Below are 23,510 nucleotides of genomic sequence, written 5' to 3' on the forward strand. Positions count from 1 at the left end.
TTTCCAAAGGACGAGTATTTCCCATGCCCAAACCGCTGCCAGAGGTCACCCCCAACAGCTGGAGTTTCCTGCGCGACGCCATGATCAAACCCACGGGGTTTCGTGAATATGATGCGCGCTGGAAATATCCCGAAGAAATCAATCTACCGGGGATGACTGCTCTGGGGCTTGGGCTGGGTACGCAAATGATCCGTCGCGGGATCGAACCGGTGATTGCCGTTGGCAATGACTACCGAGACTATTCTTTGGCGATCAAAAATGCGCTGATCCTTGGCCTGATGCAAGCGGGCATCAAGGTAAAAGACATCGGCCCCGCGCTGTCGCCCATGGCCTATTTTGCACAGTTTCACCTGGATGTGCCTGCCGTCGCCATGGTCACAGCATCTCATAACCCAAATGGCTGGACCGGCGTGAAGATGGGCTTTGACCGCCCCCTCACGCATGGACCGGATGAGATGGGGGAACTGCGTGACATCGTCCTCAATGGCGAAGGTGAGCGCCGCGATGGCGGATCTTATGAGTTTGTTGAGGGAGTGAAAGAGGCCTATATCGACGATCTCGTGGGGGATTTCAAAATGTCCCGCCCACTGAAGGTCGTCTGCGCCACCGGAAACGGTACCGCTTCCGCCTTCGCACCAGAGATTTTCGAACGCATCGGGGTCGAAGTTGTCCCCAGTCACAACGCGCTGGACTACACGTTCCCGCACTACAATCCCAACCCCGAAGCTCTTGAAATGCTGCATGACATGTCCGACAGCGTAAAGGCCTCGGGGGCCGATCTGGCGCTTGGGTTTGACGGCGACGGGGACCGCTGCGGTGTGGTCGATGACGAGGGTGAAGAGATCTTTGCTGACAAGGTCGGCGTCATCATGGCGCGGGATCTGTCAAAGCTCTATCCAAATTCCACTTTTGTTGCAGATGTGAAATCCACGGGCCTCTTTGCCTCCGATCCGGAACTCCAGAAAAACGGCGTTAAGGCCGATTATTGGAAAACGGGCCACAGCCACATGAAGCGGCGCGTCAAAGAGATCGGCGCCCTCGCAGGCTTTGAAAAATCCGGCCACTATTTCCTCGCTGAACCCGTCGGGCGCGGTTACGACTGCGGCATGCGCGTGGCCGTGGAGGTCTGCAAAATGCTGGACCGTAACCCGGATATGAAAATGTCCGACCTGCGCAAGGCCCTGCCCCGTACATGGGCCACCCCGACCATGTCGCCTTATGCGGCAGATATCGAGAAATACGACATCCTCGCCCGTTTGGTCGAAAAACTCGTCGCAAAACACGAGGCTGGCGAGAGCCTCGCGGGCCGCGCGATCAAGGACGTCGTGACCGTCAACGGTGCCCGGGTGATCCTCGACAACGGGTCTTGGGGGCTCGTGCGTGCCTCATCCAATACCCCCAATCTGGTGGTGGTCTGTGAAAGCTCCGAGAGCGAAGATGAAATGCGCGCGATCTTTGCAGATATCGATACGGTGATCCGAACGGAACCCGGCGTTGGTGAGTACGACCAAACAATCTGATCCCAACCTATTAGACTGAAAAACCGCGCCATCCTGCTTGGGGGCGCGGTTTTTTACATTCGTAGGGGCTTTCATCTTTTCAAAAATATCTCGGGGTCCGGGGCAGATCCCCGGTCCAGCCTCAGACGCCAGACCGCCCTCACTGATCCCTGCGTCAGGCTTAATTGCCCCCGAGAAACTTCAACAACTGCTTGCGCGCCTCTTCCTCGACCCGGCGTTTCAACGCATCATTGACGTCTTCCTTGGTTTCCACCGGAACACCCAATTCCTCGCTGAGCTTGTCACGCACCGCTTGCTTGGCCTTCTCCTCAGCCTCATCCAACTTGGGTTGAACCAGTTTGCTCAGGTCCGGTTTAATTTCAGGATCAAACCAAGAGCCACGAATGCGCACCGGAACCGATACGCCAGATGAGGTCTCGCTCGCAAATGCAGTTGGCGTAAAGGTATAATCCAGATCCTGCGCGCCCAATCCGACACGCCCCTCGCCTTCGGCACTCAAAACCTTGAGCGCGGCACGCAGGTCATCGTTGCGTAACGTGCCATCTGCCATCGCAAAACTCGCGCTCAGCCCCTCAAAAATCGTGGTGCCGCCGTTGCCGCCGTTCGGGTCCATGATTGCCTGCAAGTCAAAGCCAGTAAAGAACCCTTTGCCAAGCTCGACATTCCCTTTGCCGTCCAGTGACCGCATGATCTGGTCCATGGAATTCCCGACACCCAGAAACTCCAGCGTGCCCAATGCTTCACCGTTGAGCTTATCGTATCCTGCGAGTTGCCCCAGCGCCTCGCGCATCTCGATATTGGCGAACTGCAATTTACCAGCTACCGAGAGACCGTTTCGATTGTTGGCAATCAGATCACCTTGCAGCGAGCCTCCAAATGCCTGCACTGGCAGGAACGACAAAACCGCCCGCGCGCGCTCAATTTTCAGCGTCAATCGGCTGGGGCCAAGCGTCACAGAAGAGGTCTTTAGCCCTTGGACATCCAGCGAGATTTGCCCATCCACAAGGCCAAGCATAGAGGCATCGATTGGATCTGTAGACCACCCCTGAGAAGACGCCTCCGACCCTCCGCCTGCCCCGCCCGTAGTCGTACCGGGGGCATCAAGCGCGCTGAAGTCCAATACCTCCCCTTTCAGCGCGGCCGTAACCTGCATCGGCGAGGCCCCGAGGTTCAGATCCGCACCACCTCGCAGCGCATTCTCATCCAAGGACAGACTTATGTCCCGCAATGAGATGCGGCCATCGGGCGTGTAGGTCGTATCCGCAGCAAAGAGCACCTTGCGTCCCAGCCCCCGCGGGATCTCGACAGGTTCCATTCCCAGCGCCGCCATCAGTGCACGGGTGTCTTCGCTTGCGCCCGTGATGCGGCCATCAAATGCACCGGTCAAATCGGCAAGCCCGTCAAAACGCGCCTTGCTGGCCTCTGCGGTGAGGCTCATCCCGATAGAGGTCACCTCTCCAAGCAGGAAGCTCTTGAAACGGCCTACTTCGCCTTGCAGCCGAACCGGTTTACCAGCCGGGCGCAGGGTCAGATCTACATTTGCGGTGCCATTCGGATCAGGCCATTTCAGGCTCAGATCCACTTGGTTCATCTCAATGACGTCCTGCCCAAAGGGGGCATAGCGCAACGACGCCCCGTTCAGCGTCACCGCCTCAATCGCAAAAGACGCCTCATCGCCACCTGTCTCAGACGCTGCACCATCCGCCGGTGCATCAGAACCCCCTCCTTCGAACACCCAATTCCCAATGCCATCTTCGCGCGTCTCAAGGTTCAGGTGCGGGATAATGGCGGTGAGTTCTGTGATTCGAATGTCGCCACGGATCAAATCTGCGGCATCCACCCCGATCGTCAGGCGTCCAGCAGTCAAAAGCGGCTCAGGCCCGGCCCAATCCGCATTTGCAAACGCGACGTTATCGGCCTGAATACCCAGCGTAGGCCAAAACGAGAATCGCACATCCCCGCCAAAGACCACCTGCCGCCCGGTCTGTTTTTCGATCTGCTGGGCTGCAAGCTCGGCGATTTTTTGCCCCGGCAGGAAGGTTAAAATGGCAATCCCTACGGCAACGGTGATCACAATGGCGGAAAGAATACGGAGGATCAGGCGCATAGCTCGTGGCCCTTTCTGGGGATGCGTATGGTGTTTGCCCGCAAAGTCAGGGCTTTGGCGCAGATTACAGGCCTTGCGCGAGGGATCAATCCGCACTTCCGCGAAAATCCTGCGTCAACGCAAGCAAATTAGCCGTGATCTAAGCACCCCGTCAGACTTCACCGCAGACCCCGCGCAGACCAGTTGCTCCGCGTTTCAAATCCTCCATTCCCAAGCGCCGCACTCCGGTTTATAGGACGCCAATGACCAGCAATCCGCCAGATCTCCGCCCCGACCTCGCGCCGAAACCAACCTTTGGCGCTGCCCCCCGACCTGACCGGCCGACCCTTGGCATGGTATCTTTGGGCTGCCCCAAAGCTCTGGTGGACAGCGAACGCATCCTAACGCGGTTGCGCGCCGAAGGCTACGGAATCTCGGCCGACTATGCCGGTGCCGATGCGGTGATTGTGAACACCTGCGGGTTTCTGGATAGCGCCAAGGCTGAAAGCCTTGAGGCCATTGGCGAGGCGTTAAAGGAAAACGGTAAGGTGATCGTAACCGGGTGCCTCGGCGCGGAGCCGGATTATATCCGCGAGCATCACCCACGTATTCTTGCCGTGACTGGTCCACATCAATATGAGCAGGTGCTGGATGCCGTGCATCAGGCGGTGCCCCCCAGCCCCGATCCATTTGTAGATCTGCTGCCCGCGACCGGTGTCAGCCTCACCCCGCGGCACTTTAGCTATCTGAAGATTTCCGAGGGCTGCAATCACAAGTGCAAGTTCTGCATCATCCCCGATATGCGCGGAAAGCTGGCGTCACGTCCCGGTCATGCGGTGCTGCGTGAGGCGGAAAAGCTCGTCGGTGCGGGCGTTCGGGAACTGCTGGTGATTTCTCAGGATACTTCTGCCTATGGGCTTGATCGTAAATATGACGTGAACCCGTGGAAAGATGGCGAGATCCGCAGCCATATCACCGATCTCAGCCGTGCCTTGGGCGAACTTGCCCCTGCAGACGAGCTGTGGATACGGCTACATTATGTCTACCCCTACCCGCATGTGCGCGAATTGATCCCGCTGATGGCCGACCCGAACAATGCGGTGCTGCCCTATCTGGACATCCCGTTTCAGCACGCACACCCGGATGTGCTGCGCCGCATGGCCCGCCCGGCGGCAGCGGCAAAAACACTGGATGAGATCCGCGCATGGCGTGACATCTGCCCCGACATGACCCTGCGCTCGACCTTTATCGTCGGCTACCCCGGCGAAACAGAAGCCGAGTTCCAGCACCTTCTTGACTGGATGGATGAGGCGCAACTGGATCGCGTCGGCTGTTTTAAATATGAAAACGTCGATGGCGCGCGCTCCAATGATCTGCCCGATCATGTCGCAGATGAGGTCAAACAAGACCGCTGGGAGCGCTTCATGGCAAAGGCGCAGGCGATCTCCGAGGCAAAGCTTGCCGCCAAAGTCGGCCAGACCTTGCAAGTGATCGTGGATGAGATCGACGAGGATGGCATTGCCACTTGCCGCACCAAAGCTGATGCGCCGGAAATTGATGGCAATCTCTTCATTGATGAAGGGACGGAGGGGCTGAGCGTCGGTGATCTCGTGACGGTCGAGGTGGATGAAGCCGGGGAATACGATCTTTGGGGCGCATTGCGCTAAAACGCCTTGGCTTGATGCGCGAGAAAACAGGCATGGTGCAGCACAGGGCAAACGTCACCTTGACCTGCCCGCGTCCCGTCACAATCTTGCACACAACAGCAGGAGATTTTGCATGACCGACACCTTTGACGATGCCCTTCAGGCGCGCCTTGTGCGCTATGCTGCAATAGACAGCCAAAGCGATGAGAACTCGCCAACAGCGCCGAGCACCGAGATCCAGTTCAATATGCTGAACCTGCTGCGCGATGAATTGACCACGATCGGCGCGCAGGACGTTGAATTGACCGACTACGGCGTCGTGCTGGCCACCATCCCCGGCAACACCAATGCGCCCACGGTGGGGTTCCTTGCACATGTGGACACCGCTCCGCAGTTCAATGCAACCGGCGTGAAACCGCGTGTGATCAAGGGGTACAACGGAGGTGATATTACCTTTCCCGACGATCCAGAGTTGGTGCTCTCTCCGACCGAGCATCCCTATCTGGCAGAGAAGATCGGCCATGATTTAATCACGGCCTCGGGCACCACGCTGCTGGGCGCGGATGATAAGGCCGGTGTTGCGATCATCATGACCATGGCAGAGCATCTGCTACAAAACGCTGATGCCGCCCGCCCGCCGATCCGCATTGCCTTCACCCCGGACGAGGAAATCGGGCGTGGTGTGCAACCGCAGCTCCAGAAAGATCTGGGCGCGGATTTCGCCTATACACTCGATGGCGGCGAAGTGGGTGAAGTGGAATACGAAAGCTTTTCCGCGGACCGAGCGGTGGTAAAAATCACCGGCGTTTCCATCCACCCAGGCCTTGCCAAGGAAAAGATGGTCAATGCAATCCACCTTGCGTCAAAGATCATCCAGACTCTGCCTCAGGCCACGATGACACCGGAAACCACCGACGCGCGCGAAGGTTTCATCCACGCCACGGATATGTTCGGTGGCTCATCCGAGATGGAATTGCGCTTCATTCTGCGCGATTTTGAGATGGCCGACCTTGAGGCCAAAGGCGCCTTGTTGCGCAGCGTGTGTGATGCGGTTGCCGCGACTGAACCGCGCGCTGAAATCACCTGCGAGATCACACCGCAATATCGCAATATGCGCTACTGGCTGGAAAATGACATGACGCCGGTTGAGCTTGCGCATGCAGCCTGCCGCGATGTTGGACTGGAGCCGGTCTCCGTTCCGATCCGTGGTGGTACCGATGGCTCTCGGCTTACGGAATTCGGCACACCAACGCCGAACATCTTTACGGGGATGCAATGTATCCATGGCCCCTTGGAGTGGATCTCGGTTCAGGATATGTCGCTGGCAACGCAGATGTGCCTGAAGCTGGCAGCGCGCGCCGCTGTTGTGCCAAAGTAACAAACGCTTTTGATCTTCTTTCTCTCTGCCCCGCAAAGCTGCTAGGCTGCAGGCGTGGGCCGCACAGGAACAATCGATGCAGAACTACGAGTATAAGGTCGTCCCCGCCCCCAATCGGGGCAAAAAGGCACGCGGCGTGAAAACCCCCGAGGCCCGTTTTGCCAATGGGATCGAAGGGGTGTTGAATGAGATGGCCGCGCAAGGCTGGGAGTTTCAGCGTGCCGAAATGCTACCCAGCGAAGAACGCTCAGGTCTGACCGGCACCAAAACCACATGGCGTAATTTGCTGGTCTTTCGGCGGGCGTTGAACGGCGGTGGCCACATGGTCCCAACATCCGAGACCGCGGCTGAACCTGTGCTTGCCACATGCGCTGCGCCCGAAGCCGCGGCTGCAGCGGCAACTTCGGAACCAGAAGCAGAACTGATTGCCGAAACCCCGCGCGTCGCCGCGCCCGAGGCCCAGCATGCGTCCGAACCCGCCCCACTTACAGCCATCGCAGGTGACCCCGAAGCGCCACCAGAAGCCATCCCGGTTCCCGGACCCGGCGCTCGCCGCATGGTTGCCGATGATGGTGTAGAAGAGTTGAGCCCGGTATCTGGCCTAACCGCAGCGCTCAAAGCGCGCGCCAGCCGCGGCAAACCGCAGGACTGACCCAAGCGGTTTGGTGACCCGGCCACTTTGTTGGTGGCCGGACACAAAGTCTTAGCTGCCGATATCCAAGGCCAGCGCATGAATGCGCGGCACAATATCGCCAAGAGCTTTATGCACGGCGCGGTGCTGGGCCACCCGGTTCATCCCCTGAAAGGCCTCTGAGCGGATCAACACGTTAAAATGGCTTTCGCCCTTTCCGTCATGCCCCGCATGACCGATGTGACTATTGCTGTCGTCCACGACCTCTAAGCGGCTGGGCGCAAAGGCTTCTTTCAGGGTTGTTTCGATCTCGTTTCTTACGCTCATTGTAGCGTTACTCCGCCTGTTGTTCATAAAACTGTGCCCGCCCCCCTTTTATCTCTCGACCGTTAGACTAAACTGCTGCCTCCGAGTCGAACAGATGCGTCTAGAAGGTGCTCCCGCATGACCAAATCCGATCCCTTTGGCTTCGATATGTCCATTCGCTCCGCGAAAAAGAAGAACCCACGCGGGCGGCGGAGCATGTCCGGCGCCTCGGAAACCTCCGTGCGGGTCTGCGATCACCCCGGTTGCGAAGAACCCGGAAAGTTCCGCGCCCCCAAGGCCCCCGATGTGCTCGACGACTTCTACTGGTTTTGTCAGCAACATGTGCGTGAGTACAATCAGAAATGGAACTTCTTTGAAGGCACCACCGAGGCCGAGATGAATGCGCAGGCCTCTAAAGACAAGGTCTGGGAGCGCACAACCAAGCCGCTTGGCGATCCCGAAGCGCGTGCTTGGGCGCGTCTGGGTATCGAAGACCCACATCAAGTTCTCGGCAACAACGCCACCCGCAATCCCGGTAAAAACGGTCAGTCTGCAGGACGACGTCTGCCGCCGACCGAACGCCGCGCCATTGAAATCCTTGAAGCCAAGGATGACTGGACCAAGGCCGAAATTCGCAAGGCTTACAAAAAGCTCATCAAGGTCCTGCACCCGGATATGAACGGCGGCGACCGCAGCCAGGAAGAGCAGCTGCAAGAAGTCATGTGGGCCTGGGATCAGGTCAAGGACAGCCGCAGTTTCAAGTAACTGCGTAGCGCACACCGCATAGACTGCATTGAATAAACCGCCCGACCCGTCATGGTTTGGGCGGTTTTTCGTTGTGTCATCCCGCAAGCACGAAAGGGAGTGAACCCCTCAAGACGTCAGAGAGCGCGATTTTTTGTTACATTGAGTTGTTAGGCGATGCGTCATCCGAGGTATCGCCCGGATCGTCAGTCACAAAGTCCACGACCTCCGCACAAAGGATCCGAAGACGCCATGTACGACCCTCTCCTAACTTTTCATGACATCGCATTGCTGGTGGCCATTCTCTCCGCGGTCTCATTGGCCGCGCATCTGGGACTAAGCCTGAAACGTCCCGACCTTGGCCTGTGGCCTGCGGCCGAGGGCTGGCGGCACCATCTGGCCTTTGGCCTGTTTCGGGTTTTCTGCGGGGCCACCGTGGTCTTTGCTCTTGCCGAAATTGGCGTGAACGGCTGGGGGCATTGGGCACGCTACCTTGTGGGCGTGCCTCTCATGGTGATGGCCTTTGGTATTACGCTCTGGGGCTACCGCTTCCTCGGGATCGACAACACCTATTGCGACAGCAGCGGGCTCGTCACTGGCGGGATGTATGAATATTCCCGCAACCCGCAGTATGTGACATCCGTACTGGCCACGGTTGGCCTTGGTATCACAACCGGGTCGTGGATCACCGTCGCCCTCGCCCTCGTCCTTTTCGCGCTCTATTTCCTGTTCGTATTGAACGAGGAGCGCTGGCTCCTCAAGGGCTACGGTCAGGCCTTCGCCGACTACATGCGCACTACCCCGCGTTTTGTTGACGAGCGCAGCTTGGAGCGTCTGCGCGCCGCACTTTGACCCTCGCCAAGCGCTGCTCTCTATCTCTATTCAGGACGGCTCCCTTCCACGGGAGTCGTCTGACGTTTGGCCGTCCGTCAAGGCGAGCATTATGTCGGCATTTTTTGCCGCTATCGGAGGCGCAAGACACCTTCGGCGTATCAACACAACGGTTTCCCTTGCCCTCATCGGCATCTTCAGGCACCAATCCTGCGATTACGTGATAACGCATCCCAAGATTGACCGACGGGCCACCTGACAGACGCCAATTGCCCGCGCCCGAGACTGACAAGACAAGGACTGACACCTATGACCGACGGCCTGCTGGATATGAACGCAAAACCGACTGAGACGATTTCGGTTCGTGAGGTCTTTGGCATCGACACCGACATGACGGTGAAGGGCTTTGCTGAAGGCACCGACCGCGTTCCCGCGTTGGACCCCACCTATAAGTTCGACCCTGACACCACGATGGCGATCCTTGCAGGTTTCAGCCACAACCGTCGGGTCATGATCCAAGGCTACCACGGCACAGGGAAGTCCACCCACATCGAACAGGTCGCCGCGCGCCTGAACTGGCCTTCGGTGCGGGTAAACCTCGACAGCCACATCTCCCGGATCGATCTGATCGGTAAAGACGCGATCAAGCTGCGTGATGGCAAGCAGGTCACCGAGTTCCACGAAGGCATCCTGCCCTGGGCGCTGCGCAATCCGGTTGCGATCGTGTTCGACGAATATGACGCGGGCCGCGCCGACGTGATGTTCGTGATCCAACGTGTGCTGGAACATGACGGTAAGCTGACGCTCTTGGACCAGAACGAGATCATCACCCCGAACCCGTTCTTCCGCCTGTTCGCAACCGCCAATACCGTGGGTCTCGGCGACACCACTGGCCTCTATCACGGCACCCAGCAGATCAACCAGGCCCAGATGGACCGCTGGTCGCTGGTGGCGACGCTGAACTACCTGCGTCACGATGCGGAAACCGCCATCGTGCTGTCCAAGGCCCCGCATTACAACACCGAGAAAGGCCGCAAGCAGATTGCCCAGATGGTGACCGTCGCGGATCTGACCCGCACCGCATTTATGAACGGCGACCTGTCGACCGTGATGAGCCCGCGGACCGTAATCAACTGGGCCCAAAACGCCGAGATCTTCCGCGACATCGGCTATGCTTTCCGCCTGTCTTTCCTCAACAAATGCGACGAGCTGGAGCGCCAGACGGTGGCAGAGTTCTACCAGCGCTGCTTTGATGAGGAACTGCCGGAGAGTGCTGCAAACGTAAGCCTCGGCTGACCCACACAGGAGCAGACATGCACATCGGATTGATCGGAGGGATCGGCGTCGCCGCGACCATCGTTTACTATCAGCGGCTTACAGCTGCTGTGGCGGAACGCGGGGCGACGCTCGATCTCACCATCAGTCACGGTGACATTCAGACCCTGATCCAGAACAACCTCGCTGATGACCGGCAACCACAGGCGGAAATTTTCGCGCGCCAGATCGACCAACTCAAGGGCGCAGGCTGCGATTGCGTGGCGCTGACTTCTCTGGGTGCGCATTACTGTGTCGAAGAATTGAATGCGCTGTCCAGTCTGCCGGTTGTTTCCGGCGTTGCGCCGCTGGATGCCTATTTTGCCGCCGAAGGGTTGGGAACCGTAGGTCTTCTTGGAACGCGCGTTGTGATGCGGACTCGGCTCTATGGTCAGTTGGAATTGACCCGCGCCGTGGCACTGGATGGTGAGATCGACACCCTCGGCCAGACCTATCAGGACATCGCAGTGGCGGGCATCTGTGCGCCTGGCCAGCAAGCAGAATTGCTGGACGCGGGCAAACGTATGGTGCGCGATTTTGGGGCCGACGCGATAGTGCTTGCCGGTACAGATCTGAACCTAGCCTTTGACGGTCAGGATCCGGGGTATAGAGTAATTGATGCGCTGGACGTGCATGTGTCGGTTCTGGCCGACCTTGCATCCGGACGCCTGAGCCTAGACGAAGTGGCAATGACGAGATGAGCAAACCCTCAGACAACCCGGCAGATCCGTTCAAGAAGGCATTGGCCGAGGCCACCAAGGTTATGGCCGATGATACCGAACTGACGGTGAACTACTCGGTCGACCCCTCGGGCATGAGCGGCGACACCATGCGCCTGCCGCAGGTCTCGCGCCGGATGACCCGCGAAGAGGTGCTGCTGGCCCGCGGCACTGCCGACGCACTCGCCCTGCGTCGCAAGTACCATGACGAAGGCGTCGCCAGCCGCTATGCGCCATCAGGCGATATGGCGCGCGAGCTTTACGACGCGATGGAAAGTGCGCGGTGCGAGGCAATGGGCGCGCGCGACATGCCCGGCACAGCCTCCAATATCGACGTCAAAATCCAGAACGAAGCGCTGCGGCGTGGCTACGATCAGGTAACGTCCGCATCCGAGGCCCCCTTGGCGGTCTCTGCCGGCTACCTGATCCGCCATCTTGCCACCGGACGCCCCCTGCCCGAAGCCGCAGCCAATGTAATGGAGCTATGGCGCGGGTTTATCGAGGCGCAAGCCGGTGAGACGCTGGAGAACCTAGACGAGACCATCTCCGATCAGGCAGCATTCGCGAAATTCGCCCGTCGGGTGATTTCCGATCTTGGTTATGGCGACCAACTCGGCGACGATCCGGATGACCTCGATGACGAAATGAACGACGACTCCGAGGAAACGGCTGAGGAAGAGGAACAGCCCGACAGTTCAGGTCAGGACGACAGTGACGAAGAAGAGGCCGACGCCTCTCCCGAGCAGGCGCAGGAACAACAGCAGGACGAAAGTCAGGCGCAGGTTTCTGCCGACGATATGGCCGAGGAAGAAGTCACGGATGAAACCGAGATGCCGGATGGTGAGGCACCACTCGAGCCGCCAGCACCACAACCGGTATCAGATGCGGACCCCGATTACCGCGTCTTTCTCGATACTCATGACGAGGAGATCGCGGCCGAAGATCTGGCCGAAACGCAGGAACTGGAGCGCTTGCGCGCCTATCTTGATCAGCAGTTGGAGCCCCTGAAAGGTGCGGTGTCGCGCCTCGCCAACAAGCTGCAGCGCCGTCTGCAGGCACAACAGAACCGTTCTTGGGAATTCGACAAAGAAGAAGGTGTGCTGGATGCGGGCCGACTGGCACGGGTCGTGGCCAACCCCACAACACCTCTGTCCTTTAAGGTCGAGAAAGATACCGAATTCCGCGATACCGTGGTGACGCTGCTCTTGGATAACTCCGGCTCGATGCGCGGTCGCCCGATCTCCATCGCTGCCATCTGTGCAGATGTTCTGGCCCGCACGCTAGAACGCTGCAACGTCAAGGTGGAGATCCTCGGTTTCACCACCCGCGCGTGGAAAGGCGGGCTGTCGCGTGAGGCTTGGCTCAATGATGGACGCCCACAGCTGCCCGGTCGCCTGAACGATCTGCGTCACATTATCTACAAGAGCGCCGATGCGCCTTGGCGCCGGGTGCGACCAAACCTAGGCCTGATGATGAAAGAGGGGCTTTTGAAGGAAAACATCGACGGCGAAGCGCTGGAATGGGCACACCGTCGCATGGTCGGACGACCAGAGGCACGCAAGATCCTGATGGTAATCTCTGACGGTGCCCCGGTGGATGACTCGACGCTGTCGGTGAACCCTGCGAACTATCTCGAAAAACACCTGCGTGATGTGATTGCGATGGTGGAAAAGAAAAAGCAGGTCGAACTGCTGGCGATCGGCATCGGCCATGATGTGACCCGCTATTACGACCGCGCAGTGACCATTACCGATGTGGAGCAATTGGCGGGCGCAATGACCGAGCAGCTCGCCGCGCTCTTTGACAGCGACCCGCGTGCCCGTGCCCGTGTCATGGGGATGCGTCGGGCGAGCTAATGACTTTCGCCTGCGGCGGGCAGCGGAAGGCTCCCGCCCCTTATGACTGCATCAAAGATGCCGCCAGAAGCGTTGGGCCCGGCCGCGCGCCTGACGGCGCGCCGCACTCCGCTACCACCCTTTTGTTCCAATAGAGCTGTTCTTGACGCGACCGCGCCGCGCCTTTCCAAAGGGAAGGCGCGGCGCTTGGCCCAACGAATGCCACTGCCCTGCATGGGGCAGTGGTATTGGGCGGGAGCTTTTCCCTCTTGCGTTTGAGATCTTTCCGCAGCCGGGCTTGTTTGCAGGTCTGTGATCTGTAACAAAACAACTCCCGGTCGCACCGCACCGTAACTCAGCTTCAATTTGTCCGATTGCCACACGCTGGGTGCATGCCGGATATTGCCGCCACATTCAGGAGAGAGAGATGTTTCAGACCTTCGATGTTACAGCACGCCCGGAACAGGGCCTGGATCGTCTCGCCGCATTGCGCTCCCAGCTTGAGAACGAAGGACTGGACGGATTTCTGATCCCCCGCGCCGACGCGCATCAGGGAGAATACGTGGCACCGCATGATGAGCGGCTCTCTTGGCTCACAGGATTTACCGGGTCGGCGGGGTTCTGCGCTGCGTTACACAGCGTCGCTGGCGTCTTTATTGATGGGCGTTATCGCACGCAGGTCAAAAGTCAGGTGGCAGACGTGTATACGCCCGTACCTTGGCCCGATGTGACACTTGGTGATTGGCTGGTGGAACAGCTGCCTCAGGGCGGAACCATCGCCTATGATCCGTGGCTCCACTCAATGCGTGAAATTCGCGAATTGAATGCGCGGCTGAAGTCTTCGCAGGTTTCTCTCATCGAAAGCGACAATCTGGTAGATCGGATTTGGTCTGATCAGCCCGCGCCCCCCATGCAGCCCGCCATCGCACACCCGGAAGAATACGCCGGAGAAAGCGCGCAATCGAAAGCCCAGCGTCTTGCCGATGGGCTGCGCAAGGGTGGGCAATCTGCGGCTGTCATCACCTTGCCTGACAGTATTATGTGGCTGTTGAATATTCGCGGATCGGACATTCCGCGCAATCCCGTCGCCCATGGGTTTGCCATTTTGTATGACGATGCGCGTGTGGATCTGTTCATGGCGACACAGAAGCTGGCTGGGCTAGATCTCGGCGCGCATGTGACATGCCATGCACCTGAACATTTCCTCGACGCTGTCCAAACCCTCGATGGTCAAGTGGCAGTGGATGAGCGCAGCCTGCCACAAGCTGTCGCCAACGTCTTGGGCGACAAGATCGCCCCAGTCGGTGATCCCTGCGCCCTGCCCAAAGCACGTAAGAACACCGCCGAGATCAAAGGCAGTGCCGCGGCGCATGTGCGCGATGGCGCAGCGGTGGTCGAAACCCTTGCATGGCTTGACGCCCAAGCCCCCGGAACGCTCACCGAGATCGATGTTGTGAAAACGCTCGAGGGATTCCGCTCTGCTGATCCTGCATTGCGTGATATCAGCTTTGAAACCATTTCCGGCACCGGTCCCAATGGGGCCATCATGCATTACCGCGTGACAGAGGAAACCAATGCCACCCTAGAAGATGGCCATTTACTCGTGCTCGACAGTGGTGGTCAGTATCTGGACGGAACCACCGACATCACCCGCACCATTGCAATCGGCACGCCGGGGCATGAGGAATCGCAGGCTTTCACCCGCGTGCTGCAGGGCATGATTGCTGTCTCCAGACTGCGTTGGCCCGAGGGGCGTTCTGGACGTGAGCTTGAAGCGATTGGCCGCTTGCCCTTGTGGATGGCAGGTCAGGACTTCAACCACGGTCTAGGTCACGGGGTCGGTGCGTTTTTAAGCGTCCACGAAGGCCCGCAGGGGCTTTCGCGTTTGAATACTGTGCCGCTTGAACCCGGCATGATCCTCTCCAACGAGCCGGGGTATTACCGTGAGGGGGCCTTTGGCATCCGAATTGAGAATCTGGTGGTCGTTGAGGAGGCTCCGGCCCTTGACAGCGCCGACGCAGACCGCAAGATGCTCGCGTGGCGCACGCTGACGTTTGCGCCCATCGACCGCCGTTTGGTGGTGCCCGAGATGCTGTCCCCGGGCGAGCGCGACTGGCTCAACAGCTATCACGCAGAGATAAACCGCATGATCGCACCGCGCGTCAGCGCAGCTGCGGCTAAGTGGTTGGACGCGGCCTGTGCGCCGCTCTGATACTCGACTGTTACATTGACCGGGCAGAAGCCTTACCAAAGCTAGAAGGAGGGGGAACCCGATGACCAAGATCACGATCCAAAAAGCGACAGGCCGGTGGGTCGTCCGTTCAGGTGGCGCCATATTGGGCGAAACCGAGAATGCACTGGAACTGATCGAAGGCGACTTGCCTGCGGTCATTTATTTCCCCCGCGAAGACGTCGCCATGGCGTTCCTCGACAAATCGGAGAAAACCAGCCACTGCCCCCATAAGGGGGATGCCACGTATTACTCCATCGTCAATAAATCCTCGACCGATGAAGATGCTGTCTGGAGCTATGAGGCGCCCCTGGCGACGGCTTCAGAAATCAAGGGACATCTGGCGTTTCTGCCCCTTCCCTCGGTCAAGGTCGAGCAGATCTGATCCGCCTTCGGCAACACACGTTTGCCGGGCAATATGATCTGATATCACATCAATAATTTATCATTAAAATTGACAAAGCCGGGCTGATTGGCAGTCCGGCTTTTTTGCAACAGTTTTCCACTTTCTTGTTTCACGCAAGCAGCGGTTTCCATTTTTTTGAAGAAATCACCCAATTCGAGGATGCGCCAATTAACAGTCTGCCGCATCGGTCAGACTTTCGCAGTTGGGAAAACAGGGTGCATTCGCAGCGATCCTACGCTATGCTGTCAACACCACTTCACTCAAGCTGCGGCGCAGATCATCAGCGCTATCTCGACTAGGAGATTCCTGAGAATTACATGTCGTTTCAACGACATAGTTGATGAGAGCTGTCAGCGCTGCCCGCTCGTTTTCCTGCTCATTCTTTGTCCCTAAGGACCCGATCTCACTCGGATCGCCTGCCCAAGCATGCATTATTTTCTTCCACCCGATGCCTGCTATTGTTAATCTTTTAGTAGTAATAAGTGCCCGGATTAACCTTTGTTATCAAGTCCTAAATGCTGGTGGCAACATGCATAGAATTGACATCTCTCAAATCAGTGGGAGGGTGTTGCGCGTTTTCCTGACGGTTTATGATGAGAAATCCGTCAGCCGCGCCGCTGATGTGCTGAACAGCAGTCAATCAACCATTAGCCACAACATTGAGAAACTACGTGGACTGCTGGGGGATGCACTCTTTGTGCAATCAGGACGTGGCATCGTTCCAAGTGCGCGCGCGGATGCCCTCGCGCCCAAAGTCCGCCGCATCCTGATCGAAATGGAAGGGCTTGCGGATCAGGGGATCTATGATCCGATCACCGATCCTGATCCATTCATCATCGCGCTCAGTTCTAGCGTTTTGGACGGCGAACTACAGACCATTTACACGGCGCTCAGGGCAAGCCTTCCGCAAAAACATCTCATATTCCGAGACCTCGGCAAGCAGACCTAAATCGAACCCCTCTTGGAAACAAGGCAGGTGGATGTCGTTTTGACATTGCGGCCGCGGTCGTACTCCAACACCCTGTGTCACATGGCTCTGTCACAAGATACTATGCGGGTGTTCTATGATCCCAAAGTACGCGGCCCCGTTGAGAGCATTGCCGATTACTGTTCTGCCTCGCATGCGACCGTGGCGTTTGGACAGGGCCGTAAGAGCGTGTTGCAGACCGAACTAGAAGCGCTGGCCATACATCGCCGGATTATCTTGGGGGTTCCGAACCTCTGGATGCTGATCCGGCTGCTGCAGGGAACCGATATGCTGGCCAGCCTGCCCGCGCGCGCCGCCCGCAATACCGAAGGCATTCTGGCCTCTTCCCCCTTTCCTGTTGAGCTGCCGCCAAACCAATACGATCTGGTGTGGCATCGCCGCTTCTCAAATTCCGCACGGTTGCAATGGTTGCTGATGACGATTGAAACCGCGCTATCCCACCGTGGCCAAAGTCAACCTGATGAGGCCGGGCATGATACGCTGCGTATGCTTTGGAATGAATAACCCCGCGCGAGTCAGCACTCAGCGCAGGGCAAACACATCAGAACAGAAGGTCGGAACGCAGTTCAGAGACTTCGGGGCATTCCAGCCTTGATTGCTCAGGGACGCTGCGGCAACCGACCAAACCAGTCAAAGTCGCTGACACTGACCGCCCCTGTCAAAATGACCCCGGCAATGACCGCCCAGATCACGGCAGCTGCACCGGTGGTGATCCATGCCTTCTGCTTCAGATAGTGGCGCTCAGGTGCCCCGGCATGAGTGCCCGGCACGATCTCTCCCGCATCCCCCTGCGTCTGCAGCCGGATCGGGATGACCACCAAAAAGGTCATGAACCAGATGACCGCATAAAGCACGATGCCGGACGTGATACCCATGAGACGTTCCTTTCAAAAGGCTGAGGCATGCAGAGGGGCGTGATCGCGCGCTCTGCGGTGCATCTAGCGTCAAACCTGTTCGAGTTCCACCAGGCAGCCGTTGAAATCTTTGGGATGCAGGAAAAGAACCGGCTTACCATGGGCACCGATTTTCGGCTCTCCCGTGCCCAGAACGCGGGCTCCTTGTGCTTTCAGGTGGTCGCGCGCCGCAAGGATGTCTTCGACCTCGTAGCAAATGTGGTGAATCCCGCCAGCTGGATTTTTGTCAAGGAACCCTTGGATCGGAGACCCCTCCCCCAGTGGATAGAGCAGTTCTATCTTGGTGTTGGGCAACTCGATGAACACCACCGTCACACCATGGTCCGGTTCATCTTGGGGGGCACCGACATTTGCGCCGAGCGCATCTCGATACTGAGCCATAGCAGCCTCCAGATCCGGTACAGCGATGGCGACATGGTTTAAACGTCCGATCATGGCAGGCATCCTTGGTTTTGAAACGATATATCTGCGTAAAGATCAAAACCGCATGTTTCTTGCAAGCCCGCACGCACACGCCCCGGTTGAAACTGACCGCGTCCAGACGTCACGTCGCCGCCTATTAAGAACTTGTTAGCCCAGAATCCATAGCGTTGAGGGCATGTAATCAGTGAGGTCAGGACATGGACGATTCGGATCTTTTTGCTTCCGCAGCCCGCCTCGGGAGTGGACGCCGCCCGCTTCTGGGTTTGACGATCCTAGTGGTAGAAGACAGCCGCTATGCTTGTGAGGCAATGCGTTTGCTGTGTTTGCGCAGTGGCGCGCGCATCCGTCGGGCCGATAGCCTGAAGTCAGCGCGAAAACACCTGCAAGTCTATCGCCCGTCTGTCGTCATTATTGACCTCGGCCTCCCTGATGGCTCGGGCGCTGAATTGATCGAAGCGCTCTCGACAGCCTCGCCGCGCGTTGCGGTCATCCTTGGCACCTCTGGCGATGAGAATGCCGAGAGTGCCACGATGCAGGCAGGAGCCGATGGATTTTTACCCAAACCGATCCTGTCTCTCGCGGCATTTCAGAATGCGATCCTCAGCAATATGCCTCCCGAGCGCCAGCCGATTGGGCCGCGCCCGGTCACCGATGAGGCGGTGGAGCCTGACATGCTCGCGTTTCGTGATGATATGGCGCATGCCGCAGAGGTTCTGGACGAGGCCAAGGACGAACGCACGCTGGACTATCTGGCGCAATTTCTTGGTGGTGTCGCTCGCAGCGTCGGAGATACGCCATTGGCAACTGCTGCAACCTGTCTGGCGGAAACCCGGAAATCCGGCGGACCGCTGGCAGTTGAAACCGCAATGATTGCCGACCTCGTGCAAGAGCGGCTACATCGCAAGATCGCGATCTAACATGCTACAATCGTTGCTGATCGCATCACTGACCCTGATCATCGTACTCGGGCTTCAGTCCCGCCTGATCCCGAGCCGACTGGATGCGAGAAAGCCCCGCTCCTCCCGTCGTCGGTTCGGGCTTCGTTAGATCCGGATCTCCAGTGCTCGCTGCAACAGACCAATCAGCGGGCCCGGGTTTTCTACTGGCAAAAAATAGCGGTAGTCACTGCGTCCGGAAGTGAGCGCCCCCTGCAATACGCCCTCGGGCGAGAGGATCATTGAACGCGGAACATAGTCACCATCCGGTGCGTAGGCTTGACTGATTTCCGATTCCTGATCGCGGTCAACCAACACGAATATGAGTTTTTGAGAGAGCACCTCTACGCGGCGCTCAAAGAAAACGGAACGAAATGCGCGACATGTCGGGCACCAAGTTGCGTGCACCAGCATATAAATCGGCTTGCCTTCGACCTGCGCCCGCTCCAGCCCCTCAGCATAGCTGTGCCAAGTAATGCCGCCTGTGTTGAAAGACGCAGCCCCGGCATCTGCGGAAACGCGCACTGGCCAAAGAAAAGGGGCCGCCAAACTGGCCGCCCCCATTATAAACTGTCGACGCCTCAGCATCAGTCGTCCTGCGGGATCACGCGCAGGCCCAATTCCATCAGCTGCTCTGACATGGGCTCGGATGGGGCGGCCATCATCAGATCTTCGGCGCGTTGGTTCATCGGGAACATGATGACCTCGCGGATGTTGGCCTCATCCGCCAAGAGCATCACCATCCGGTCGATACCGGCTGCACAGCCTCCATGCGGCGGGGCGCCGTACTGAAACGCGTTGACCATACCGCCAAAGCGCTTTTCGACCTCTTCCTTGCCGTAGCCTGCAATCTCAAATGCTTTGAACATGATCTCCGGCTTGTGGTTCCGGATCGCACCAGAAACCAGCTCATAGCCGTTACACGCCAGATCGTACTGGTTGCCACGCACGTCCAGCGGATCACCATTGAGCGCATCCATCCCGCCCTGCGGCATGGAGAAGGGGTTGTGCTCAAAGTCGATCTTGCCGGTCTCTTCGTCCTTTTCATAAATCGGGAAATCCACGATCCAGGCAAAGGCAAAGCGGTCCTTGTCAGTGAGGTTCAGCTCTTCACCAATCACGTTGCGCGCCCGTCCAGCGACCGCCTCAAACGTCTTCGGCTTACCACCGAGGAAGAAGGCCGCATCCCCCACGCCAAGACCAAGCTGCTGGCGGATCGCCTCAGTGCGCTCAGGGCCGATGTTTTTCGCAAGCGGACCGGCCGCTTCCATTTCACCGTCCTTCTCGCGCCAGAAGATATAGCCCATGCCCGGCAGACCCTCTTTCTGCGCGAAGGCATTCATGCGGTCACAGAATTTGCGGCTGCCGCCGGTGGGCGCGGGGATGGCTCGGATTTCGGTGCCTTCCTGCTCCAGCAGTTTGGCGAAGATCGCAAAACCTGAGCCTGCGAAATGCTCAGAGACCACCTGCATCTTGATCGGGTTGCGCAGGTCCGGCTTGTCCGAACCATACCACAGGGCCGCGTCTTTGTAGGAGATCTGCGGCCACTCGTTGGCTGCGTCCACCTTGCGGCCCTGACCGAACTCCTCAAACACGCCTGCGATCACCGGCGCGATGGTGTCGAACACATCCTGCTGGGTGACAAAGGACATTTCCATGTCGAGCTGGTAAAAATCGGTGGGCGAACGGTCGGCACGCGGGTCCTCGTCGCGGAAACAGGGCGCGATCTGGAAATACTTGTCAAAGCCCGAGACCATCATCAACTGCTTGAACTGCTGCGGTGCCTGCGGCAGCGCGTAGAACTTGCCCGGGTGCAGACGCGACGGCACGAGGAAGTCGCGCGCGCCTTCAGGGCTCGATGCGGTGATGATCGGTGTCTGGTATTCGTTGAATCCCTGATCCCACATCCGGTTGCGGATGGAACGGATCATGTTGGAGCGCAGCACCATGTTACGCTGCATCTTCTCGCGGCGCAGGTCGAGGTAGCGGTAGCGCAGGCGGGTTTCTTCCGGGTATTCCTGCTCGCCAAAGACCATCAGCGGCAGCTCTTCGGATTTGCCCAGAACTTCGATGTCGCGAATGAACACTTCGATCTCACCGGTCGGGATCTTGGCATTCACAAGGCTCTCGTCACGCGCCTTTACCTCTCCGTCGATGCGGATACACCATTCGGAGCGGACCTTTTCGATCTCGGCAAACACGGGGCTGTCGGGATCGGCCATGACTTGCGTGACGCCATAGTGGTCGCGCAGGTCGATGAACAACAGGCCGCCGTGATCTCGGACACGGTGGACCCAGCCGGAGAGGCGAACGGTTTCGCCCACGTGAGATTTGTTCAGTTCGGCGCAGGTATGGCTGCGAAATGCGTGCATGGATCTGGTCTCTTTCGGTCTGCGGCGGGGGCACGCGTGCGTGTGCCGGGCCCAAGCAAAATTCTACCTTCCGTACACAAGGTTCCCGCCCAGTTGTCAAGCAACGTGGGCGATTTGATGCGCTTTCGCGGCCATTCGCCGTAGAATGCCAGCGCATAACAAGCACGGGGGCTCTCCCGCCCGTCGCGGAGCGCATTAGAAAATGCCTCCGCTCCCGTTGGACCCGGCGCGGGTCCCCTCGGGGACCCGCGGTGGCAGCGCGCCCAAGGCCGCAAGGGTCCTGCTTGGCAGGGCACGCCGAGGGTGCGGGAACCGTCTTCTATTTCTCAATCAAAACGGCGGGAATTTCGCCGCGCAGCGCGTTAACAAGATGGATTGCCTTCGCATCCCTCAGGTCTGCAACCGTTAGGACGGCTTCTTGCACGTGGCCCGCGTCAATCAAGCCCTGGCGATACACTCCGGGCAAGCCCCCCGAAGACAGTGGTGGCGTCACTCGCAGGCCTTTTTCAAGTGTCACGACAACATTGGTGATTGTACCTTCACAGATTTCACCGCGCTCGTTGCAAAACACCAACTCATCAATCCCTGCAGGCAAAGCGTGCCTTGCACGGTCATAAACCCCACGCCGTGTTGTCTTGTGGCGCAGAAACAGATCTCGGGACCATAACGACGTATCCGCTATTGCAAATCGCCACCTATCGGCAGGCGCGGGCATCGCTGTCGTCATCAGCTCAAACCGCCCGTCCGGGGCAAGGGTCAATCGACAGCGCAGTGGAACAGCACCGGACAGGCCAGCCACCCGACCACGTGCCTGAGATAGGTCGAAATCGATCCCAAAGACCTCTGCACTGCGCGCCATGCGCGCCAGATGCAATTCAAGCCGCGCCACGCCCAGCTTTGGCACAAAAGCAAAGGTCTCGATCAGGCGGAAATCGGGGTCGTCACTTGCGCGTAACGGGCTTTCCACAATGCTTCCTCATATTCCGAGCTGGCAGTGCTGTCCCACACCAGCCCGCCGCCTACGTTGAACGTGGCCGCATCGCCCTCCAGCATGATGGTGCGGATGGCCACGTTAAATTCCGACCGCCCGTCCGGCGCAGCCCAGCCGATGGAGCCACAATAGATATCGCGCGCCCATGGCTCCAGCTCGTGCAGCACCTCCATCGCACGGATTTTTGGTGCTCCGGTGATAGAACCGCAGGGATAAAGCGCTGCGAATATATCAGCCAAACCAGCCCCGGCCTTCAGCCGTGCCCGCACCAGTGAGACCATCTGATGCACGGTGGCGTAGCTTTCTACTGCAAAGAGTTCAGGCACATGTACTGAACCGGTTTCAGCGATCCGGCTGATGTCGTTGCGCAGCAGATCAACAATCATCAGGTTTTCAGCGCGGTTTTTTTCATCCACCTGAAGGAACGCGCGGCGGCGGGCGTCCTCCACTGGGTCCTGACTGCGCGGTTGCGTGCCTTTCATGGGCCGCGTTTCAATGACGCCGTCTGAGGATGTACGAAAAAACAGCTCAGGGCTGCGCGACAGGATCGTTGGCAGACCGTCTTGCGTGATGAGCGCCCCGTATCCCACCGGTTGACGCTCTGCGAGGGCAGCATAGAGCGCCTCCGCCCCGCCCCAAACCTTCGCATCAATCGGAAAGGTCAGATTGGCCTGATAAATATCGCCTGCGCCGATATAGGCTTTTACGGTATCAAAGGCCTGCCTATAGCGCGCCGCACTCCAGCGCGCCGTGCTTTCCCCAACTCCAGCATCGCCAGCCCAAAGCGGAACATCAGCCTGCACCGGCGCGCGGTAGACCCCAAATTGCAAGAGCGGCAGACGCCGGTGCGTGGGAAGCTTATGCTCCAGTCGCGGCTCCAGCGCATAACCCAGTTCATATGATGCATACCCCGCGACCCAATGCCCCGCGCTTCGCGCGCGATCCAGCGCTGCCAGCGCTGGGCGCACCTCATGGGGCCGCTCCGCGCGGATCAGCTCCAGCGGTGCCTCGAACTGCGCCGCAGCCCCAAATGGGCCATTGTCAAAGCGGATTTGCACCGTCAGGGTCTCCGTGAGCAGTCAATGTCTCCCTTGCCCCCCGCATATAGCGGTTTGGCCGCCACACGAAAGGCCCGAAAACGGCAATTTGCACCGCAACGCCGATCCCCCTTGCACCTTTCGTCTCGCTGCCTATAACGCAGGACAATTTGGGCGCTGCCCGCGCCTGATTCAGACTGCCAC

23 protein-coding genes are annotated in these 23,510 nt (G+C 58.6%); 14 read left to right on the forward strand and 9 right to left on the reverse strand.

Annotation, left to right across the window (positions count from 1 at the left end):
• Window positions 1-23: 23 nt before the first annotated feature.
• Entirely contained in the window at window positions 24-1,520 is a 1,497-nt protein-coding gene (locus QNI81_RS09675; RefSeq protein WP_283966364.1) for a phosphomannomutase/phosphoglucomutase, read from the forward strand.
• 160 nt (window positions 1,521-1,680) lie between these two features.
• Here QNI81_RS09675 and QNI81_RS09680 read toward each other — a convergent pair whose 3' ends face one another.
• Window positions 1,681-3,627, reverse strand: a complete 1,947-nt coding sequence (locus QNI81_RS09680) for an AsmA family protein (RefSeq protein WP_283966365.1) — start codon at window positions 3,625-3,627, stop codon at window positions 1,681-1,683.
• Between the two features lie 242 nt (window positions 3,628-3,869).
• On the opposite strand from QNI81_RS09680, the gene rimO reads away from it, so the two are divergent.
• The 3 genes from rimO (at window position 3,870) to QNI81_RS09695 (ending at window position 7,282) form a co-directional block, all read left to right on the forward strand.
• Window positions 3,870-5,273 (forward strand): 30S ribosomal protein S12 methylthiotransferase RimO, encoded by a 1,404-nt coding sequence (gene rimO / locus QNI81_RS09685; protein ID WP_283966366.1) that lies wholly within the window; start codon window positions 3,870-3,872, stop codon window positions 5,271-5,273.
• 112 nt (window positions 5,274-5,385) lie between these two features.
• Window positions 5,386-6,630, forward strand: a complete 1,245-nt coding sequence (gene pepT / locus QNI81_RS09690; protein ID WP_283966367.1) for a peptidase T — start codon at window positions 5,386-5,388, stop codon at window positions 6,628-6,630.
• A gap of 76 nt (window positions 6,631-6,706) precedes the next feature.
• The gene (locus QNI81_RS09695) at window positions 6,707-7,282 is read left to right on the forward strand and encodes a DUF4177 domain-containing protein (protein WP_283966368.1); all 576 of its coding nucleotides are present in this window, start codon (window positions 6,707-6,709) and stop codon (window positions 7,280-7,282) included.
• Window positions 7,283-7,333: 51 nt separating this feature from the next.
• Here QNI81_RS09695 and QNI81_RS09700 read toward each other — a convergent pair whose 3' ends face one another.
• Window positions 7,334-7,588 carry a BolA family protein gene (locus QNI81_RS09700; RefSeq protein ID WP_126137402.1) on the reverse strand — a complete coding sequence of 85 codons (255 nt, stop codon included), beginning with the start codon at window positions 7,586-7,588 and terminating at the stop codon, window positions 7,334-7,336.
• Between the two features lie 117 nt (window positions 7,589-7,705).
• Here QNI81_RS09700 and QNI81_RS09705 point away from each other — a divergent pair, with 117 nt between their 5' ends.
• From QNI81_RS09705 to QNI81_RS09735, 7 genes are all read left to right on the forward strand, one after another.
• Complete coding sequence (locus QNI81_RS09705; protein ID WP_283966369.1) at window positions 7,706-8,332, forward strand: DnaJ domain-containing protein; 627 nt, start codon at window positions 7,706-7,708, stop codon at window positions 8,330-8,332.
• A 231-nt stretch (window positions 8,333-8,563) separates the two neighbouring features.
• On the forward strand, window positions 8,564-9,163 hold the full coding sequence (locus tag QNI81_RS09710; protein ID WP_283966370.1) for a methyltransferase family protein: 600 nt from the start codon (window positions 8,564-8,566) through the stop codon (window positions 9,161-9,163).
• Between the two features lie 288 nt (window positions 9,164-9,451).
• Window positions 9,452-10,438, forward strand: a complete 987-nt coding sequence (cobS, locus tag QNI81_RS09715; protein ID WP_005614510.1) for a cobaltochelatase subunit CobS — start codon at window positions 9,452-9,454, stop codon at window positions 10,436-10,438.
• 17 nt (window positions 10,439-10,455) lie between these two features.
• Entirely contained in the window at window positions 10,456-11,157 is a 702-nt protein-coding gene (locus tag QNI81_RS09720) for an aspartate/glutamate racemase family protein (RefSeq protein WP_283966371.1), read from the forward strand.
• On the forward strand, window positions 11,154-13,031 hold the full coding sequence (gene cobT, locus QNI81_RS09725) for a cobaltochelatase subunit CobT (protein WP_283966372.1): 1,878 nt from the start codon (window positions 11,154-11,156) through the stop codon (window positions 13,029-13,031). The genes QNI81_RS09720 and cobT overlap by 4 nt, the downstream gene beginning before the upstream one ends.
• Before the next feature lie 406 nt (window positions 13,032-13,437).
• Window positions 13,438-15,222 carry an aminopeptidase P family protein gene (locus QNI81_RS09730; protein WP_283966373.1) on the forward strand — a complete coding sequence of 595 codons (1,785 nt, stop codon included), beginning with the start codon at window positions 13,438-13,440 and terminating at the stop codon, window positions 15,220-15,222.
• Between the two features lie 61 nt (window positions 15,223-15,283).
• Window positions 15,284-15,625, forward strand: coding sequence for a DUF427 domain-containing protein (locus QNI81_RS09735; RefSeq protein ID WP_005632411.1), 342 nt, complete (start codon window positions 15,284-15,286; stop codon window positions 15,623-15,625).
• A gap of 44 nt (window positions 15,626-15,669) precedes the next feature.
• Here the strand turns inward: QNI81_RS09735 and QNI81_RS09740 are convergent, their stop codons facing one another.
• Window positions 15,670-15,831 (reverse strand): hypothetical protein, encoded by a 162-nt coding sequence (locus QNI81_RS09740; protein ID WP_157859743.1) that lies wholly within the window; start codon window positions 15,829-15,831, stop codon window positions 15,670-15,672.
• A gap of 155 nt (window positions 15,832-15,986) precedes the next feature.
• Here QNI81_RS09740 and QNI81_RS09745 point away from each other — a divergent pair, with 155 nt between their 5' ends.
• Together QNI81_RS09745 and QNI81_RS09750 are read left to right on the forward strand one after the other, a co-directional pair.
• Window positions 15,987-16,595, forward strand: coding sequence for a LysR family transcriptional regulator (locus QNI81_RS09745; RefSeq protein WP_283966374.1), 609 nt, complete (start codon window positions 15,987-15,989; stop codon window positions 16,593-16,595).
• A 27-nt stretch (window positions 16,596-16,622) separates the two neighbouring features.
• Complete coding sequence (locus tag QNI81_RS09750) at window positions 16,623-17,138, forward strand: LysR substrate-binding domain-containing protein (protein ID WP_283966375.1); 516 nt, start codon at window positions 16,623-16,625, stop codon at window positions 17,136-17,138.
• Between the two features lie 95 nt (window positions 17,139-17,233).
• Here the strand turns inward: QNI81_RS09750 and QNI81_RS09755 are convergent, their stop codons facing one another.
• Window positions 17,234-17,509 (reverse strand): DUF1467 family protein, encoded by a 276-nt coding sequence (locus tag QNI81_RS09755; RefSeq protein WP_005632406.1) that lies wholly within the window; start codon window positions 17,507-17,509, stop codon window positions 17,234-17,236.
• A gap of 69 nt (window positions 17,510-17,578) precedes the next feature.
• Window positions 17,579-17,983, reverse strand: coding sequence for a methylmalonyl-CoA epimerase (gene mce, locus QNI81_RS09760; protein ID WP_009179081.1), 405 nt, complete (start codon window positions 17,981-17,983; stop codon window positions 17,579-17,581).
• A 185-nt stretch (window positions 17,984-18,168) separates the two neighbouring features.
• On the opposite strand from mce, the gene QNI81_RS09765 reads away from it, so the two are divergent.
• Complete coding sequence (locus QNI81_RS09765) at window positions 18,169-18,888, forward strand: response regulator (RefSeq protein WP_283966376.1); 720 nt, start codon at window positions 18,169-18,171, stop codon at window positions 18,886-18,888.
• A 126-nt stretch (window positions 18,889-19,014) separates the two neighbouring features.
• Here the strand turns inward: QNI81_RS09765 and QNI81_RS09770 are convergent, their stop codons facing one another.
• From QNI81_RS09770 to QNI81_RS09785, 4 genes are all read right to left on the reverse strand, one after another.
• Window positions 19,015-19,455 (reverse strand): thioredoxin family protein, encoded by a 441-nt coding sequence (locus QNI81_RS09770; protein ID WP_283966377.1) that lies wholly within the window; start codon window positions 19,453-19,455, stop codon window positions 19,015-19,017.
• Window positions 19,456-19,493: 38 nt separating this feature from the next.
• Window positions 19,494-21,278 (reverse strand): aspartate--tRNA ligase, encoded by a 1,785-nt coding sequence (gene aspS / locus QNI81_RS09775; protein ID WP_065320800.1) that lies wholly within the window; start codon window positions 21,276-21,278, stop codon window positions 19,494-19,496.
• A gap of 319 nt (window positions 21,279-21,597) precedes the next feature.
• On the reverse strand, window positions 21,598-22,245 hold the full coding sequence (locus QNI81_RS09780; protein ID WP_283966378.1) for an aminotransferase class IV family protein: 648 nt from the start codon (window positions 22,243-22,245) through the stop codon (window positions 21,598-21,600).
• Window positions 22,200-23,327, reverse strand: coding sequence for an aminodeoxychorismate synthase component I (locus tag QNI81_RS09785; protein ID WP_283966379.1), 1,128 nt, complete (start codon window positions 23,325-23,327; stop codon window positions 22,200-22,202). Before QNI81_RS09785 ends, QNI81_RS09780 begins: the two co-directional genes overlap by 46 nt.
• Between the last annotated feature and the right edge of the window lie 183 nt (window positions 23,328-23,510).

Source organism: Tritonibacter sp. AK171 (assembly GCF_030127025.1).
Lineage (GTDB): Bacteria > Pseudomonadota > Alphaproteobacteria > Rhodobacterales > Rhodobacteraceae > Epibacterium > Epibacterium mobile.

Bases quoted from the DNA above. Each gene is read 5' to 3' on its own strand.
- QNI81_RS09675 (WP_283966364.1), top strand. From the start codon at position 24: ATGCCCAAACCGCTGCCAGAGGTCACCCCCAACAGCTGGAGTTTCCTG.
- QNI81_RS09680 (WP_283966365.1), bottom strand. From the start codon at position 3,627: ATGCGCCTGATCCTCCGTATTCTTTCCGCCATTGTGATCACCGTTGCC.
- rimO (WP_283966366.1), top strand. From the start codon at position 3,870: ATGACCAGCAATCCGCCAGATCTCCGCCCCGACCTCGCGCCGAAACCA.
- pepT (WP_283966367.1), top strand. From the start codon at position 5,386: ATGACCGACACCTTTGACGATGCCCTTCAGGCGCGCCTTGTGCGCTAT.
- QNI81_RS09695 (WP_283966368.1), top strand. From the start codon at position 6,707: ATGCAGAACTACGAGTATAAGGTCGTCCCCGCCCCCAATCGGGGCAAA.
- QNI81_RS09700 (WP_126137402.1), bottom strand. From the start codon at position 7,588: ATGAGCGTAAGAAACGAGATCGAAACAACCCTGAAAGAAGCCTTTGCG.
- QNI81_RS09705 (WP_283966369.1), top strand. From the start codon at position 7,706: ATGACCAAATCCGATCCCTTTGGCTTCGATATGTCCATTCGCTCCGCG.
- QNI81_RS09710 (WP_283966370.1), top strand. From the start codon at position 8,564: ATGTACGACCCTCTCCTAACTTTTCATGACATCGCATTGCTGGTGGCC.
- cobS (WP_005614510.1), top strand. From the start codon at position 9,452: ATGACCGACGGCCTGCTGGATATGAACGCAAAACCGACTGAGACGATT.
- QNI81_RS09720 (WP_283966371.1), top strand. From the start codon at position 10,456: ATGCACATCGGATTGATCGGAGGGATCGGCGTCGCCGCGACCATCGTT.
- cobT (WP_283966372.1), top strand. From the start codon at position 11,154: ATGAGCAAACCCTCAGACAACCCGGCAGATCCGTTCAAGAAGGCATTG.
- QNI81_RS09730 (WP_283966373.1), top strand. From the start codon at position 13,438: ATGTTTCAGACCTTCGATGTTACAGCACGCCCGGAACAGGGCCTGGAT.
- QNI81_RS09735 (WP_005632411.1), top strand. From the start codon at position 15,284: ATGACCAAGATCACGATCCAAAAAGCGACAGGCCGGTGGGTCGTCCGT.
- QNI81_RS09740 (WP_157859743.1), bottom strand. From the start codon at position 15,831: ATGCGGCAGACTGTTAATTGGCGCATCCTCGAATTGGGTGATTTCTTC.
- QNI81_RS09745 (WP_283966374.1), top strand. From the start codon at position 15,987: ATGAGAGCTGTCAGCGCTGCCCGCTCGTTTTCCTGCTCATTCTTTGTC.
- QNI81_RS09755 (WP_005632406.1), bottom strand. From the start codon at position 17,509: ATGGGTATCACGTCCGGCATCGTGCTTTATGCGGTCATCTGGTTCATG.
- mce (WP_009179081.1), bottom strand. From the start codon at position 17,983: ATGATCGGACGTTTAAACCATGTCGCCATCGCTGTACCGGATCTGGAG.
- QNI81_RS09765 (WP_283966376.1), top strand. From the start codon at position 18,169: ATGGACGATTCGGATCTTTTTGCTTCCGCAGCCCGCCTCGGGAGTGGA.
- aspS (WP_065320800.1), bottom strand. From the start codon at position 21,278: ATGCACGCATTTCGCAGCCATACCTGCGCCGAACTGAACAAATCTCAC.